This window comes from Opitutus sp. ER46, assembly GCF_003054705.1.
Classification (GTDB): domain Bacteria; phylum Verrucomicrobiota; class Verrucomicrobiia; order Opitutales; family Opitutaceae; genus ER46.
The window spans coordinates 443,013-458,176 of record NZ_QAYX01000021.1; the positions used below are offsets into that span (position 1 = coordinate 443,013).

The 15,164-nt window shown below is 66.6% G+C and carries 15 protein-coding genes; all 15 read left to right on the forward strand.

The genetic code is table 11. The features are described from left to right. The first annotated feature begins 43 nt into the window (after positions 1-43). The 15 genes from nuoB (at position 44) to DB354_RS10325 (ending at position 15,123) form a co-directional block, all read left to right on the forward strand. Positions 44-556, forward strand: a complete 513-nt coding sequence (gene nuoB / locus DB354_RS10255) for an NADH-quinone oxidoreductase subunit NuoB (RefSeq protein ID WP_107835525.1) — start codon at positions 44-46, stop codon at positions 554-556. 74 nt (positions 557-630) lie between these two features. Further along, positions 631-1,278 (forward strand): NADH-quinone oxidoreductase subunit C, encoded by a 648-nt coding sequence (locus DB354_RS10260; RefSeq protein ID WP_107835526.1) that lies wholly within the window; start codon positions 631-633, stop codon positions 1,276-1,278. 4 nt (positions 1,279-1,282) lie between these two features. Further along, complete coding sequence (gene nuoD / locus DB354_RS10265) at positions 1,283-2,548, forward strand: NADH dehydrogenase (quinone) subunit D (RefSeq protein WP_107835527.1); 1,266 nt, start codon at positions 1,283-1,285, stop codon at positions 2,546-2,548. 33 nt (positions 2,549-2,581) lie between these two features. Beyond that, positions 2,582-3,076: an NAD(P)H-dependent oxidoreductase subunit E gene (locus DB354_RS10270; RefSeq protein WP_107835528.1), complete on the forward strand. Its 495-nt coding sequence runs from the start codon at positions 2,582-2,584 to the stop codon at positions 3,074-3,076. Between the two features lie 66 nt (positions 3,077-3,142). Beyond that, positions 3,143-4,495: an NADH-quinone oxidoreductase subunit NuoF gene (nuoF, locus tag DB354_RS10275; protein ID WP_107835529.1), complete on the forward strand. Its 1,353-nt coding sequence runs from the start codon at positions 3,143-3,145 to the stop codon at positions 4,493-4,495. Positions 4,496-4,510: 15 nt separating this feature from the next. After that, positions 4,511-6,256 (forward strand): 2Fe-2S iron-sulfur cluster-binding protein, encoded by a 1,746-nt coding sequence (locus DB354_RS10280; protein ID WP_107835530.1) that lies wholly within the window; start codon positions 4,511-4,513, stop codon positions 6,254-6,256. A 30-nt stretch (positions 6,257-6,286) separates the two neighbouring features. Next, entirely contained in the window at positions 6,287-6,502 is a 216-nt protein-coding gene (locus tag DB354_RS10285) for a hypothetical protein (protein ID WP_107835531.1), read from the forward strand. 1 nt (position 6,503) lies between these two features. Further along, a complete protein-coding gene (locus tag DB354_RS10290; protein ID WP_107835532.1) occupies positions 6,504-7,655 on the forward strand; it encodes a complex I subunit 1 family protein in 1,152 nt (383 codons plus the stop codon). 12 nt (positions 7,656-7,667) lie between these two features. Next, the gene (locus DB354_RS10295; RefSeq protein WP_107835533.1) at positions 7,668-8,216 is read left to right on the forward strand and encodes an NADH-quinone oxidoreductase subunit I; all 549 of its coding nucleotides are present in this window, start codon (positions 7,668-7,670) and stop codon (positions 8,214-8,216) included. A 31-nt stretch (positions 8,217-8,247) separates the two neighbouring features. Next, entirely contained in the window at positions 8,248-8,763 is a 516-nt protein-coding gene (locus tag DB354_RS10300; RefSeq protein WP_107835534.1) for an NADH-quinone oxidoreductase subunit J, read from the forward strand. A 32-nt stretch (positions 8,764-8,795) separates the two neighbouring features. Then, the gene (gene nuoK / locus DB354_RS10305) at positions 8,796-9,104 is read left to right on the forward strand and encodes an NADH-quinone oxidoreductase subunit NuoK (RefSeq protein WP_233256603.1); all 309 of its coding nucleotides are present in this window, start codon (positions 8,796-8,798) and stop codon (positions 9,102-9,104) included. 28 nt (positions 9,105-9,132) lie between these two features. Then, positions 9,133-11,019, forward strand: coding sequence for an NADH-quinone oxidoreductase subunit L (gene nuoL, locus DB354_RS10310; protein WP_107835535.1), 1,887 nt, complete (start codon positions 9,133-9,135; stop codon positions 11,017-11,019). 7 nt (positions 11,020-11,026) lie between these two features. Beyond that, positions 11,027-12,568, forward strand: coding sequence for an NADH-quinone oxidoreductase subunit M (locus DB354_RS10315; protein ID WP_107835536.1), 1,542 nt, complete (start codon positions 11,027-11,029; stop codon positions 12,566-12,568). Then, positions 12,565-14,097: an NADH-quinone oxidoreductase subunit N gene (locus DB354_RS10320; RefSeq protein ID WP_107835537.1), complete on the forward strand. Its 1,533-nt coding sequence runs from the start codon at positions 12,565-12,567 to the stop codon at positions 14,095-14,097. Before DB354_RS10315 ends, DB354_RS10320 begins: the two co-directional genes overlap by 4 nt. A gap of 54 nt (positions 14,098-14,151) precedes the next feature. Then, positions 14,152-15,123 (forward strand): hypothetical protein, encoded by a 972-nt coding sequence (locus DB354_RS10325; RefSeq protein ID WP_107835538.1) that lies wholly within the window; start codon positions 14,152-14,154, stop codon positions 15,121-15,123. Positions 15,124-15,164 lie beyond the last annotated feature (41 nt).

Here is a 15,164-nt window from a genome sequence, read left to right on the forward strand (position 1 = left end):
AACTCTCAACAGGATTTCCGTCCCGCCCTACCACTCCCACACCATGGTCACCGCGAACGTCGAATACGGCTACAACAGCAAGGTTGAAGGCTCTGTGGTCGTGTCGCGCGCCGACGCCGTGATCAACTGGATCCGCACCAACTCCATGTGGCCGATGCCCATGGGTCTGGCGTGCTGTGCGATCGAGCTGATGGCGGTGGGCAATGCCCGTTTCGACATCTCGCGCTTTGGCGCCGAGGTGATGCGTTTTTCGCCCCGGCAATCCGACTGCATGATCGTCGCCGGCAGCGTCACCTACAAGATGGCCCCCCAGGTTCGCCGCATCTATGACCAGATGCCCGCGCCCAAGTGGGTCATCGCCATGGGCGCCTGCGCCAGCTCGGGTGGCATGTACCGCAGCTATGCCCACATGCAGGGCGTTGACCGCATCCTGCCCGTCGACGTGTACGTCAGCGGCTGCCCACCGCGGCCCGAGGCGCTCCTGGATGCGCTCATCAAGCTGCAGGCCAAGGTGAAGCGGGAACCTGCCGCCCAGACCCTGCTCAAGCCGCGATGAGTGCGCCGGCCTGAAGACCACGCCGCCACCCGCTCCCTCCTGTCCCTTCACCCTCATATTCCACCCACCTTCCCGTGCCCGCTGACGCTGCCACTGCGCTGAAAGAGAAATTTCCGCAGGCCACCGCACGTCCGAGTGTCGACCACCCGGCGTTCAACGTGCCGATCGCGGATGTACCCGCCGTGCTGGCGTTCCTGCGCGATGAACTCGCGTTCGAGCTCCTCATGGACGTCACGGCGATCGACAACGGCGAGCACAGCTCCCCGCGGTTCACGGTGGTGTACCACGTGTTGTCGGTGACGCATCCGGGCGCCTACCTGCGTATCGCCGCCGACTGTGCGAACGACGCCGAGCCGACCGCGCCCAGCGTGGTTGCGCTCTGGGCGGGCGCCAACTGGCACGAGCGCGAGGTGTACGACATGTTCGGCATCAAGTTCACCGGGCATCCCGACCTGCGCCGCATCCTGATGTGGGACGGTTATCCCTACCATCCGCTGCGGAAGGAGTTCCCCCTGGCCGGGATCGAGACCGATTTGCCCGTCGAGGACATCGCGGAGGAGACCGGCACGAAGGTGATCGCGGCGCCCATGCAGGGCGGCCCGTTCGTCGCTTCGCCGGGCGAAATCAACCTCACGGAAGCGGAGCCCCGCGCCAAGGACGAGACCTGGAGCGATCGCCGCGCGAAACCGGGCCACAGCGAACTGCGGCAGGTGAAGGAGTGAACCGATGAGCACCGGATTTGCCTATCCCGACCATGAGGCCCGGGCCGCCGAGGCGGCCGAAGCCGCGCGCGCCCGCGCCGCTGGCGAGACGCCCGAGTTCGAGACCGAGAAGATGTCGCTCAACATGGGCCCGTCGCACCCGTCCACGCACGGGGTGTTCCGGCTCCAGATGGAGCTCGATGGCGAGACCCTGACCAAGGCCGACCCGGTCATCGGTTACCTGCACCGCGGCGACGAGAAGATCGCCGAGAACATGACCTACAACCAGTTCGTGCCGTACACGGACCGGTTGGATTACCTGGCGCCGCTCGCGAACAACATGGCCTACGCCATCGCGGTCGAGAAGCTGGCCGGCCTCACCGTGCCGCCGCGCTGCCAGGCCATCCGCGTGATCACCGCGGAGCTCGCCCGCATCTCGTCGCACTTGATGGGCCTCGGCGCGTTCGGCCTCGATGTCGGCGCCTGGACTGTCCTCGTCTGGTGCCTCAACGAGCGCGAGAAGCTCTACCGGCTGTTCGAGGAGCTCACCGGCGCCCGCTTCACCACGAGCTACACCCGCATCGGCGGCGTCACTCGCGACGTGCCGCCCGACTGGCTCGGGCACGTGAACACGTTCTGCGACGAGTTCCTCCCGATGCTCGAGGAGACGCTCGCGATGCTGACGCGGAACAAGATCTTCATGGACCGCACGGTCGATGTCGGCGTGATCTCGAAGGCCGACGCGCTGGCCTACGGTCTCACCGGCCCGAATCTCCGTGGTTCCGGCGTCGCGCTCGATCTGCGCAAGGACAAGCCGTACTCGGGCTACGAGAACTACGAGTTCGACGTGCCCGTGGGCAGCAAGGGCGACTGCTACGATCGCTATCTCGTCCGCGGCGAGGAGATGCGCCAGTCGGCGCGCATCATCAAGCAGGCCGTGGCCAAGTTCCCCGGCGGCGCGTGGTTTGCCGAGGACGCGAAGAAGATCTTCAACCCGCCGAAGGACAAGGTGCTCACCTCGATGGAGGAGCTGATCCAGCACTTCATGCTCGTCACCGAGGGCCCGCAGATGCCGGCTGGCGAAGTCTATTTCGAGGCGGAGAATCCCAAGGGCATCCTGGGCTTCTACATCGTGAGCAAGGGCGGCGGCGTGCCGTACCGGCTGAAGATCCGGTCGCCGTCGTTCTGCAATCTTTCGATCATTCCCAAGGTGAGCGTCGGCTGCCTCATCTCCGACGTCGTCGCGATCCTCGGCTCCTTCGACTTCGTGATGGGCGAGTGCGACCGCTGATCCCGCGCCCGCCGTGACTCCTGTGGTTCAACCATGAATCTGAAACCCGAAACCCTTCGCCGCATTGACGAGGTGATCACCCATTACCCGGTGAAGCGCAGCGCCGCGCTGCCGCTGCTGCACCTCGTCCAGGAGGACGTCGGCTTCATTTCGAAGGAGGCGATCGAGTGGATCGCGCAGAAGCTCGAGCTCGAACCGATCAACATCTACGAGCTGGTCACGTTTTACCCGATGTTCCGGCAGCAGCCGATCGGCCGCCGCCACATCAAGGTCTGCCGCACGCTCTCCTGCGCGCTGATGGGCGGCTACAAAACCTGCGAGGCCTTCGAGAAGGAATTCAACACGCGCCGCGGCGAGGTCTCGCCCGACGGCGAGGTGACGATCGAGTTTGTCGAGTGCCTCGCCAGCTGCGGCACCGCGCCGGTCGTGATGGTCGACGACGAGCTGCACGAGAAGGTCGACGTCGCGAAGGCGAAACAGATCAGCGAACAGATCAAACGGGAGAAGGCCGAAAGGCCTAATGGCTGAATCGGCCACAGACCTCGAATGACCCTTCAGCCCTTCCGTCTTTCAGCTCTTTAGCCCTTTCCCCGCATGCGCGCGCCGCAACAACGCCGGATCATCTTCAAGCACATCGACGAGCCTGGTTACACCAATGACCTGGCCTGCTACGTGCGCCATGGCGGCTACGAGATGCTGAAGAAGGCCGTCGGCATGCAGCCGGCGGCGATCATCGACGAGGTCAAGAAGTCCGGCCTGCGCGGCCGCGGTGGCGCGGGTTTCCCGTGCGGCGTGAAGTGGGGTCTGGTCGACCGCAAGAGCGGCAAGCCGATCTACCTCGTCGTCAACGCCGACGAGTCCGAGCCGGGCACGTTCAAGGACCGGTACATCATGCACCAGGACCCTCATCAGCTGATCGAGGGCATCATGATCACCTGCTGGGCGAACAACGTGAAGCAGGCCTACATCTACATCCGCGGCGAAATGCCCCACGGCGCGCGGATCCTGGAAAAGGCGATCGCCGAGGCCCGCGCCGCGAACTTCTGCGGGCCGAACATCCTCGGCACGGCCTACGGTTGCGAAATCTACGTCCACCGCGGCGCCGGCGCCTACATCTGCGGCGAGGAAACCGGGCTCATCGAATCGCTCGAGGGCAAGCGCGCCTACCCGCGCATCAAGCCGCCCTATTTCCCCGCCGTCCTCGGCCTGTACCAGTGCCCGACGATCGTGAACAACGTCGAGACGCTCTGCCACGTGAAGCACATCGTGGACATGGGCGGCGACGCCTTCTCCCGCATTGGCACGCCGAACAACACCGGCACCCGCATCCTGTGCGTCAGCGGGCACGTGCAGAAGCCCGGCTATTTCGAGTACGAGGTCGGCAAGATCACCCTCGGCGAACTGCTCAACGAGGTCTGCGGCGGCCCGCTGCCCGGCCGCACGTTCAAGGCCGTTATTCCCGGCGGCTCCTCGGCCAAGATTCTCCGTTTCGGCGAGACCTTCACGTTGAAGAACAAGGACGGCTCCACGCGCACGCTCGCGGTCGAGGACATCCCCATGGACTTCGACACGCTCGCGGCCTGCGGCACGATGGGCGGCTCCGGCGGCGTCATCGTGATGGACGACTCCGTGAACATCGTGGAGGCCCTGGGCAACATCAACGCCTTCTACGCCCACGAGAGCTGCGGCCAGTGCACGCCCTGCCGCGAAGGCTCGCTGTGGATGAAGAAGATCACCGCCCGCATGGTCCACGCCACGCCGCGCGCCGAGGACGGCGTGCTGCTGAAGAGCGTCGCCGACCAGATCGCCGGCCGCACCATCTGCGCCTTCGGCGAGGCGTGCTCCTGGCCCACGCAGAGCTACGTCGCCAAGTTCCCGGAGGAATTCCGCGCCTATCCGGAGGCCAAAAAGGGCAAGACCCACGTCAGCGCCCTCCCGCTCGTCTGAGTTTCCACTTTCGCAATGATCCCACCCGCCAAACCCGACCTCATCACCGTCAACATTGACGGCAAGGATGTCGCCGTGCCGAAGGGCACGAACATGATCGAAGCCGCCCGGCTGGTTGGCGTGGATGTGCCGTACTATTGCTACCACCCGAAGCTAACGGTCGTGGGCAACTGCCGGATGTGTCTCATCGAAATGGGCATGCCGGCGGTCGATCCCGCGACCAAGGTGCCCGTCATCGACCCGGCCACCGGCAAGCAGAAGATCAATTGGATGCCGCGGCCCCAGATCGGCTGCGCCACCAACGCGTCGCCCGGCCTCCACGTGCGGACCAACACGCCGATGATCAAGGACTGTCGCGAGGGCGTGATGGAGTTCCTGCTCATCAATCACCCGCTCGACTGCCCGATCTGCGACCAGGCCGGCGAGTGCAAGCTGCAGGAACAGGCCACCGGTTACGGTCGCGGCTACTCGCGCTTCATCGAGCAGAAAAACGTGAAGCCGAAGCGCACCCAGCTCGGGCCGCGCGTCACGCTCGACGACGAGCGCTGCATCCTCTGCTCGCGCTGCATCCGGTTCTGCAAGGAGATCGTCAAGGACGACGTCCTCGGCTTCATCGATCGCGGCAGCTACTCGACGCTCACCTGCTACCCGGGCAAGGCGCTCGCGAACAATTACTCGCTCAACACCGTCGACATCTGCCCGGTGGGCGCGCTCACGAGCACCGATTTCCGGTTCAAGATGCGCGTCTGGTTCCTGAAGCAGACCAACAGCATCGACATCGAGTCCTCGGTCGGCGCCAACACCGTCGTCTGGTCCCGCGAGGGCGTCATTTACCGTATCACGCCGCGCCGGAACGATGAGGTGAACGACACCTGGATGGCCGACTCCGGCCGCGATCTCTACAAGCAGGTCCGCGCCAACGACCGGCTCACCGAGCCGCAGGTCAACGGGGCGGCGACTTCGCTCGACGCCGCCATTGCCGCCGCTGCCGATGTCTTCCGCGGCGCCGCTGGCGCCATTGCCGTCGTCGGCTCCGGCCGCAGCAGCGTCGAAGAGCAGTTCCTCACGCGAAAGCTCGCCGAATTGCTGCGGGCCTCCACGCACGTCGTCACGCGGGTGGGGCCGGGGGACGGCATTCTCATCTCTTCCGACCGCAACCCGAACCTCCGCGGCGCTCTGGTCACCGGTCTCGTGAAGGCGCTGCCGAAGGCGCCCGCCGCGCCCGCCGCCGGGCTGGCGCTGGGTGGTCTCGCCGAACTCGGCGCCGCGATCGACGCCGGCAAGGTGAAGGCGGTCGTGACCGTGGGCGAGGACCTGCTCGCCGCCGGCCTGTCGACCGCGCAGCTCGCCAAGGTCGCAGTCGTGGCGCTCGGCACGCACGTGCAGGCGACGACGCTCGCGGCCAAGGTCGTCATTCCGACGCTGACGGTTTTCGAGAAGAGCGGCACGTTCGTGAACCAGCAGTTCCGGCTGCAGGCCTTCTTCAAGGCGGTTCCCGGGCCCGTCACCGCGTGCGACGACCTCACCGCGCTCAACCGGCTCATCGTCGCCGCCGGCGGCACGTCGGTGGCCGCCGAGATCCACGCGGTGTGGACGCTCCTCGCCGCCGCCGTCCCGGCGCTCGCCTCGGCGAGCTTCGCGCGGTTGCCCGACACCGGCCTCGTGCTCGACGGCTCCGCCTGGGCCGGCCAGCCGTTCGCCGAGGGCGAGACGCTGCACTACCAACCCGCGGCCGCGCCGGTCGCCACCGCCGCCCGCTGACGTTCCCGCGCGACTCCCCTTCACGCTTCCATGCACAACCTCCCTGTATTCGGACTCGGACTTTTCTTCGCCCTCGCGGGGCTTGGGCTGTTCGCCTACACGCTGCGCAAGACCGCGCCGGCGCCGGCGCCGGTGAAGAAGGCCGAACTGCGCGAGCTGGAGGCCCGCCAGGCCGAAACGAACAAGCTGCGCATCGCCGCCGCCGTTGGCGTGGTGGTGGGCGCGGCGCTCATGGTCCTTTCCTGAGATGGTCGATTTCTACCTCCAACTCCCTCTGGTCGTGCAGGGCCTCCTGAAGGGGCTCGCGGCGATTCTCGTGATCTTCCCGATCGCGGGCGTCTGCTCGATGGCGGAACGCAAGGTCGCGGCCTGGGTGCAGGATCGTCCCGGCCCGAGCCGCGCCGTCGTGCCGTGGTTTGGCTGGATCCCGGTGGTCGGCCCGTTCCTGCGGCGGCTCGGCGTGTTTCACGTCATGGCCGACGGCGGCAAGATGCTGTTCAAGGAGGACCCGGTGCCGGGTCACGTGAACAAGTTCTACTTCATCCTGGCGCCGATCCTCGCGATGGTTCCCGCGCTGACGACCGTGACGACCGTGCCATACGGCGCGTACGTCAATGCGGCCGGCGAGGTCGTGCCGGTCGGGCTGACCAACCTCGACATCGGCATCCTTGCCATCTTCGCCGTCGCCTCGCTCGGCGTGTACTCGGTCATCCTCGCCGGCTGGGCCTCCAACTCGAAGTACCCGTTCCTCGGCGGCATCCGCGCCTCGGCGCAGCTCATCTCGTATGAGCTCTCGATGACGCTCTCGGTGATCCCCGTTTTCCTCTGGCTCAACGAGCCGGGCCGCGAGGGCACGATGAGCCTCGCGCGCGCCGTCGAGTTCCAGAGCCACCCCGGCTTCCTGGGCGGGATGTGGTTCATCTTCATCATGCCGATCTCGGCGTTCGTCTTCCTCGTCTCGCTCTTCGCCGAAACCAACCGCCAGCCGTTCGACATGCCGGAGGGCGAGGCCGACCTCGTCGGCGGTTTCCACACCGAGTACGGCGCGTTCAAGTGGGGCCTGTTCTTCGTCGCCGAGTACTCGCACATGCTGATCGGCTCGGCCGTCTTCACGCTCCTGTTCCTCGGCGGCTGGAATCCGCTGCCCTGGATCTCGCTGGCGCAGTTCGCCGAGTGGACGCACCTCGCCGGCCACCCGATCGCGCTCGGCCTCGTTTCCATCGCCATCTTCATCCTGAAGGTGCTCGCGATGATCTTCTTCTTCATGTGGGTGCGGTGGACCCTTCCGCGCTTCCGCTACGATCAGGTCATGGAGATCGGCTGGAAACGGCTGCTCCCGCTCTCGATCGTCAACCTCGTCGTCTACGCGATCGCGATCGCGGTGATCGAACGGACGTAACCTTTCCCACGCATGGCCACTGGAGTTCCCGTCCAACGCAAGCCGCTCACCTTCCTCGAGCGCACCTACATCCCGCAGATCCTGGGCGGGATGAAGTCGACGCTGAAGCACCTGGTGGCGCCCGCGCAGACGCTCGAGTATCCCGAGCAGCGGCCCGCGATCCCGCCCGGCTACCGCGGCGTGCCGACGCTGGTGAAGGATCCGAACGGCCGCGAGAAGTGCGTCTCCTGCCAGCTCTGCGAATTTGTCTGCCCGCCGAAGGCCATCCGGATCACCCCGGGCGAGATTCCGCCCGACGCCGTCAACGCCCACGTCGAGCGCGCGCCGCAGGCCTTCGACATCGACATGCTGCGCTGCATCTACTGCGGCATGTGCCAGGAGGTCTGCCCGGAGGAGGCCATTTTCCTGCAGCAGCAGTATTCGCTCTCGGGCTACACCCGCGAGGACCTCGTCAACAACAAGGCCAAGCTCTACGAGCTGGGCGGCACGCTCCCTGACCAGCATTTCAAGTGGGACAAGAAGAAGGCCGCCGAGATCGAGGGCAAAGCCCACCATCATTGAGTCCCCGCGCCGCCCGAGCCTCCCGCTTCCGATGATCTTCCTCTTCAATCTCCTCGCGCTCTTCACGGTGATCTGCGCCGTCGGCGTGGTCGTGAGCAAGAACACGGTCAACGGCGCCATGTGCCTCCTGCTGTCGCTGGTCGGCGTCGCCGGCCTGTTCGTTGGCCTCAATGCCTACCTCCTGGCGTTCCTGCTCCTGCTCGTTTACGCGGGCGCCGTCGTCGCGCTGTTCCTGTTCATCGTGATGCTGCTCGACACCAAGGGGGACGAGAAGCCGCGCCTCGCGAAGATCCCGCTCGTCGCCCGCGGCCTCGCGCTCGCGCTGGTGCTGGCGGGCATCGCGTCGTTCTACGCCCAGGGCCGGCTCACCACTCCCGACACGGCCGCTCCGGCGCTCGGCAGCTCGCTGAAGCTGTATGCCTACCAGCTCTTCACCACCTATCTCCTGCCGGTGCAGGTGATGGGCTTCCTCCTCCTCATCGCGATGATTGGCGTGATCGTCGTCAGCCGCCGCCTGCCCGCCGAGGGCGAGCAGCCCAACCGCTGAGCTTCGCCGCCACCATCCGCCTCCTTCCGAACATGATCGCCCCGACGCTCAACGCTTACCTCGTCCTCAGCTTCCTGCTGTTTGCGATCGGCCTGCTCGGCGTGCTGATCCGCCGGAACACGCTGGTCGTGTTCATGTGCCTCGAGCTGATGCTCGTCGCCTCGACCCTGGCGCTGGTCGCGTTCTCGCGGTTCAACGGCACGATGGACGGCAACGTCTTCGTCTTCTTCATCCTCACCGTGGCGGCGGCCGAGGTGGCCGTGGGCCTGGCGATCATTGTGGCGCTCTTCCGCAAGCGCCAGACCGTGCAGCTCGACGAGCTGAACTCGCTCAAGAACTGACCCGCCCCTCGCTGCCCCTCTTCCTTTCATGACGCACACGACCGTCATTCCCATGCTGCTGCTGGTCCCGCTGCTCTCGGCGGCGGTGATCGCGCTGTTCCTGCGCCGGGCGGGCGGCGTCGCTGCCATCGTTTCCGTGATGGCCGCGGTCTTCATCTGCGTGTTCGGCCTCCGACTCGCGCTTTCGGGCGGTCGCCATGAGTCCGCGACGGAGTGGCTGCAGCTCGGCGGCTTCACGCTCTCGATCGGCTACAAGTTCGACGACCTCGCCGCGCTGATGCTGACGATCGTCGGGATCGTCGGCCTGTGCGTGCACGTGTTCTCGCTGGGCTACATGGCCGAGGACGGCGCCAAGGCGCGGTACTTCGGCGGGCTCTCGATCTTCATGTTCTCGATGCTCGGCATCGTCTTTGCCGACAACCTTTTCATGATGTTTATCTTCTGGGAGCTGGTCGGTTTCAGCTCCTGGCTGCTGATCGCGCACTACGTGACGCGCCCCGCCGCCGCCGAGGCGTCGAAGAAGGCCTTCATCGTGAACCGCGTGGGCGACTTCGGTTTCCTGCTCGGCATCGTCTGGTGCTACCACGCCAACGGCACCGTGAACCTTTCGGAGCTCGGCCACCATCACGTTGCCAGCGCCGCCATCCCGCTGCTGCTCTTCTGCGGCGCGATCGGCAAGTCGGCCCAGATGCCGCTGCACGTCTGGCTGCCCGACGCGATGGAGGGCCCGACGCCCGTGTCCGCACTGATCCACGCGGCGACGATGGTTGCCGCCGGCATCTACATGCTGTGCCGGATCAACGTGCTCATGGTGCCGGAGGCGCTGCACGTGATCATGTGGGTCGGCACCGCGACCGCGCTGTACGCCGCCCTTTGCGCGGTCGTGCAGAGCGACATCAAGAAGGTGCTGGCTTACTCCACGCTCTCGCAGCTCGGCTACATGGTCGCCGCGTTCGGCCTGGGCTCGCTCTCCGTCACCCACGAGATGGGCGGGATGTCGCACCAGATCGTCATCGCCGCCGGCCTGGGCGCCGCAATGTTCCACCTGGCCACGCACGCCTTCTTCAAGGCGCTCCTCTTCCTCGGCTCCGGCTCGGTCATCCATGCCTGCCATCACGAGCAGGACATCTTCCAGATGGGCGGGCTGAAGGCGAAGCTGCCGGTCACGTTCGCCACCTTCACGATCGGCGTCCTGGCCATCAGCGGCATGCCGCTGTTCGCGGGTTTCTTCTCGAAGGACGCGATCCTCTATCTCGCGTACGCCAATAACCCCGCGGTCTTCGCGGTCCTGGCGTTCACCGCCGCGCTCACGGCCTTCTACATGTTCCGCCTGCTGAAGATCGTGTTCTTCGGCGAACCGCGCAGCCACGCGGCCGAGCACGCGCATGAAAACAGCTGGGAGATCACCTTGCCGCTGGTCGCGCTCGCGGTGCTGTCGATCGTCGGCGGCCACGGCTGGTTCTATCAGACGGTGTTCCGCAACGCCTTTGCCGGCGTGCTCAGCCAGGTGCCTGAGGCCCACGGCGGCGCGTACACCGTCGTCATCCTGACGAGCGTCGCGGTCATGTCAGTCGGCGCGATGGGCGCATGGGCGTTCTACTCCGGCGGCGCGAAGGACGCGCTCGCCGAGCGTTCGCCCGGGCTCTTCGGTGGGCTCGTACGGCTGAAGGAGTGGTTCGACCGCGTGTACGGCTACTACGTCGCCAAGGTCCAGCAGCGGTTCGCGCTCTTCCTCAATTTCCTCGAACAGATCTTCCTGGCCGGCCTGATCGTCCGCGGCCTCGCGGGCGTCGTCGGGCTGTTTGGCCTCGGCGCGCGTGCCGCGCATGTCGGCAACGTGAACGCCTACGTGTACTGGTTCCTGCTCGGGCTCGTCGGCCTCTGGGCCGCCGCCGCGGGCCTGATGTGTTTCTGATCCAGCGATGAGCGACTTGCCCTTCGATCCCCTCCTCCTGTCCATCGCGGCGCCGCTCGCGGTGGCCCTGCTCATTGCGCTCGGGCTGCCCAAGCGCTGGTCGGTGTGGCTGGCCGGTTTCGGCTTCGCCGTGCCGCTGCTGATGAGCCTGCACACGTGGTGGCACTTCGACGGCGTGGCGCACCGGGACGGCTATGCCTTCCTCACGCAGTACGCCACCGGGCTCGGCGGGCTGGGCATCAGCCTGAAGCTGGGCCTGAACGGCATCTCGATGCCGCTGTTCGCGATGGCGGGCATCGTCGGTTTCGCGGCCGGACTCTACGCGCTGCAGTCCGAGGCGGAGCGGCTCAAGATGTACCTGATGCTGCTGCTGGTCATGCTCGGCGGCCTGATGGGCGTCTTCGCGAGCGTCGACGTCTTCTTCCTCTACTTCTTCCACGAACTGGCCCTCATCCCGACCTTCATCATGGTGGGCGTCTGGGGCGGCCGTGATCGCAGCTACGCGGCGATGACGATGACGATCTACCTGACGGTGGGCGCGATGATTTCGCTGCTCGGGTTGATCATCCTCTACGTGAAGAGCGGGGCGCACACGTTCGACCTGATTGCCCTCCGCGCGCACCTCGCGGCGCATCCGCTGGGCGAAACGCTGCAGCAGAATATCTTTGGCCTGCTGATGTTCGGCCTCGGCATCCTGGTTTCGCTCTGGCCGTTGCACACCTGGGCTCCCCTCGGGTATGGCGCCGCACCGAGCTCCAACGCGATGCTTCACGCCGGTGTCCTGAAAAAGTTCGGCCTCTACGGGCTCATCCAGGTGGCGCTGCCGCTCGTGCCGGCTGGCCTCGGCCATTGGGCGGTGACGCTCGGCTGGCTCGCCGCGATCGGCAACGTGCTCGTCGTCGGCTTCATCACCATCGCCCAGCGCGATCTCAAGCAGATGATCGGTTACAGCTCGGTCATGCACATGGGCTATGCCTTCCTCGGCATTGCCGCCGGTTCGACGCTCGGCGTGGGCGGCGTGGTCATGATGATGGTGGCCCACGGCCTGTCGGTCGCGCTCCTGTTCCTGCTCGCCACCAGCATCCACCACCGCACGCAGACCTTCGCGATGGACGAGATGGGCGGTCTCGTGACGCAGGCGCCGGTGCTCGCCGCGTTCTTCGCGGCCGCGAGCTTTGCCAGCATCGGCCTCCCGGGCTTTGCCAACTTCTGGGGTGAGCTCGCGATCTTCGTCGCGCTCTGGGCCTTCTCGCCGACCCTCACCGTCATCGCCGTCGCCGGCGTGATCATCTCCGCGATCTACGGGCTCCGCGCCGTGGCGCGCGTGTTCTTCGGCGAGGCGACGGACAAGATGAAGGAAGTCGCGGCCAAGACACCGCCGACCGACCTGCGCTGGGCGGAGAAGATTCCGGCGCTCGTCCTCCTGGCCTTCCTGTTCCTGATCGGCTTCTGGCCGCGCTCGATCTCCGACCCGATCCATGCCGCGGTGACGCCGGCGGCGAACGCCCCGGTCGCGGCCGTGGCCACTCATCCCGTTCTCCCTCGATGAATCTCGAAGCTGTCAAACTCGCCGCGGCGGACAACGCGTGGTGCGCGATCTGGCCCGAGCTCACGCTGGGCTGCGTGGCGCTGCTGCTGCTCGTGCTGGAGATCCTGCTGCCGAAGTCGCAGCACCGCCTGATCCCCGGCGTCGCGGCCGTGGGCCTGCTCGGTACGCTCGTGGCCCTGGCCGTCACCTGGGGCGCGCCGACGCTCGGCACCGAGACCTTCAACGGACTCCTCCATCACACGACTGGCGGGCAGTTCATGCGGGCGTTCTTCCTGCTCTCCGCGCTGCTCGTGTGCCTGCTCGGCCGCGTGAGTTTCGCCGGCCAGCGGGTGCCGCGGATCGAGTTCTACCACGTGCTCCTGGTCGTGACCGGCGCGATGATGCTCCTGGCCCAGAGCAGCCACTTCGTGATGCTGTTCGTGGCGCTCGAGACGCTGACGATCGGCCTCTACATCATGGTCGGCTACTTCCGGAACAGTGCCGCCTCGCTCGAAGCGGGTCTGAAGTACCTGATCATGGGCGCGCTGAGCTCCGGGTTGCTGCTCTTCGGCATCGTCCTGCTTTACGGTGTGGCCGGAAATCCCGCGCTGCCGGCGCACACGGTGGCGTCGATGCACTACGCCGACCTTTCCCGTTTCCTGGCGGCGAACCCCGACCTCTTCCTGGCCAAGCTCGGCATCGTCCTCGTGCTCGCGGGCGTCGCCTTCAAGATCGCGGCCTTTCCGTTCCAGATCTGGGTGCCTGACGTTTACCAGGGCGCGCCCACGCCCGTGACCGCGTTCCTCGCGGTGGCCTCCAAGGCCGCCGGTTTTGCCGTGCTCCTGGGCCTTTGCGCGGCCGACGGCGCCTTCGCGCCGTATCGCAACCTGACGCTTCCGATCCTCAGCGCGATGGCAGCGGCCACCATCCTCTTCGGTAACATCGCCGCACTCACGCAGCACAACGTGAAGCGGCTGATCGGCCTCTCCGGCGTCTCGCACGCGGGCTTCCTCCTGCTGGGCGTCGTCGCGGCGGGGACGCCCGACCTTGCCGGCCTCGCGACGGGTGCGATCTACTTCTACCTCTTCGCGTACCTCATCGCTTCGTTCGCGGTGTTCGGCGTGATGGCGCACATGGCGGGGGCGAACGACGCCGAGCAGGACGTCGATCACTACCTCGGGCTCGCGAAACAGAATCCCTTCCTCGCCGCGATCCTCGCGGTTGGCCTCGGTTCGCTGGCCGGCATCCCGCCGCTCGCCGGGTTCATGGGCAAGCTGCTCGTCTTCATCGCGGCTTACGAAGCGGGCGCGCGCTGGCTGCTGCTGATCGCGATCACCGGCGTCGTCATTTCGATCTATTACTACTTCGGCTGGATTCGCGCTGCGTTCTTCGAGACGTGGGTGCCGCCCACCGACGCCAGCACGCCCGCGCGCCCGGCCCCGGCGCGCGTGACCCTGCCCGTGAAGTTCGCCCTCGGGGCCCTCGCGCTCGCCTCGATCGTTCTCGGCTTCTACCAAGGGCCCCTCGGCGAGTGGATCACGTCCCGCTGAGCGCCGTGTTCGCGGGGTGACGTTGCCACGTCCCCGGCCCGGTGTGACCCCACCATGAACGCCTTCCTCCGCCTCGTCCTTGCCCTGGGTCTGCTGACCGTCGCGGCGCGTGGCACGGAGCGGCGCATCGAGCGCACGTTCCCGGCCGCGGTCGGTGGCACGCTGACGATCGATACCTACCGGGGCGCGATCACGGTGACCGAGGCGGACACGAAGGAGGTGCAGATTGCCGTTACGTTGAATGTCGCGCCCGAGTCGGCGGTCGACGTGGAACGGATTCTGAGCCGGCTGAAGCTGGATATCTCGGACGAGGCCGGGCACGTCCGCGTGGTGGCGCGCCACCCGCACGAGACCAAGGCGCGGTTTGTCTGGAATGACGATGATCAGATTGAGCCCGCGTTTCAGGTGACCGTGCCGGCCGCGTTCAACCTGGACCTCAAGACGATCAATGGCTCGGTGATCGTGGGCAATGTCACCGGGCGGCTGCGCGTCGCCCTGGAGACTGGCAACATCTTCGTGCGGCGGGTGGGGGGCGACGTGGACCTCGCGACGCAGTTCGGTGACGTCATCGTCTCGCGTTGCACCGGACCGCTCAAGGCGCGCGTCCTCCGCGGGCTGATCCGCGTGGGCACGGTGACCGGCGCCACAGACCTCAGGAACACGAGTGGTGACGTGGAGGTGATGGCGGCCAAGGCCGACCTGCAGGTGTACGCCGAGGCGGGCAATGCGATCGTCGGTTTCCCGCGCGACTTCCAGGGGCGGGCGGAGGTGAGATCGTCCGGCGGCAGCATCGGCGCGAAGATCGATCCAGCCGCGAACTGCGACCTGGAGGCCAAGGCGGCGTGGCTCGGGAAAGTGAAGACGAAGGTGGCCTTCAAGACGGCGCCGGGCGGCGTGGGCGAGCGGAAGCTCGCCGGCCGGCTCAACGCCGGTGGGCCGCGCATCGTTCTGCGCGCGAGCGGCGGCAGCGTTCTGATCGAGCCCGGCGAGTCCCCCTTTGAGGACGACGTGACGGTTGGGCGCTGAGTTGGCGCCGAGGGCGCGACGTTTGCGTCGGGTAAAATGCC

Excerpts from the sequence above, each read along its gene's own strand:
- nuoB (WP_107835525.1), top strand. The coding sequence starts at position 44 with ATGGTCACCGCGAACGTCGAATACGGCTACAACAGCAAGGTTGAAGGC.
- nuoD (WP_107835527.1), top strand. The coding sequence starts at position 1,283 with ATGAGCACCGGATTTGCCTATCCCGACCATGAGGCCCGGGCCGCCGAG.
- DB354_RS10270 (WP_107835528.1), top strand. The coding sequence starts at position 2,582 with ATGAATCTGAAACCCGAAACCCTTCGCCGCATTGACGAGGTGATCACC.
- nuoF (WP_107835529.1), top strand. The coding sequence starts at position 3,143 with ATGCGCGCGCCGCAACAACGCCGGATCATCTTCAAGCACATCGACGAG.
- DB354_RS10280 (WP_107835530.1), top strand. The coding sequence starts at position 4,511 with ATGATCCCACCCGCCAAACCCGACCTCATCACCGTCAACATTGACGGC.
- DB354_RS10285 (WP_107835531.1), top strand. The coding sequence starts at position 6,287 with ATGCACAACCTCCCTGTATTCGGACTCGGACTTTTCTTCGCCCTCGCG.
- DB354_RS10290 (WP_107835532.1), top strand. The coding sequence starts at position 6,504 with ATGGTCGATTTCTACCTCCAACTCCCTCTGGTCGTGCAGGGCCTCCTG.
- DB354_RS10295 (WP_107835533.1), top strand. The coding sequence starts at position 7,668 with ATGGCCACTGGAGTTCCCGTCCAACGCAAGCCGCTCACCTTCCTCGAG.
- DB354_RS10300 (WP_107835534.1), top strand. The coding sequence starts at position 8,248 with ATGATCTTCCTCTTCAATCTCCTCGCGCTCTTCACGGTGATCTGCGCC.
- nuoK (WP_233256603.1), top strand. The coding sequence starts at position 8,796 with ATGATCGCCCCGACGCTCAACGCTTACCTCGTCCTCAGCTTCCTGCTG.
- nuoL (WP_107835535.1), top strand. The coding sequence starts at position 9,133 with ATGACGCACACGACCGTCATTCCCATGCTGCTGCTGGTCCCGCTGCTC.
- DB354_RS10315 (WP_107835536.1), top strand. The coding sequence starts at position 11,027 with ATGAGCGACTTGCCCTTCGATCCCCTCCTCCTGTCCATCGCGGCGCCG.
- DB354_RS10320 (WP_107835537.1), top strand. The coding sequence starts at position 12,565 with ATGAATCTCGAAGCTGTCAAACTCGCCGCGGCGGACAACGCGTGGTGC.
- DB354_RS10325 (WP_107835538.1), top strand. The coding sequence starts at position 14,152 with ATGAACGCCTTCCTCCGCCTCGTCCTTGCCCTGGGTCTGCTGACCGTC.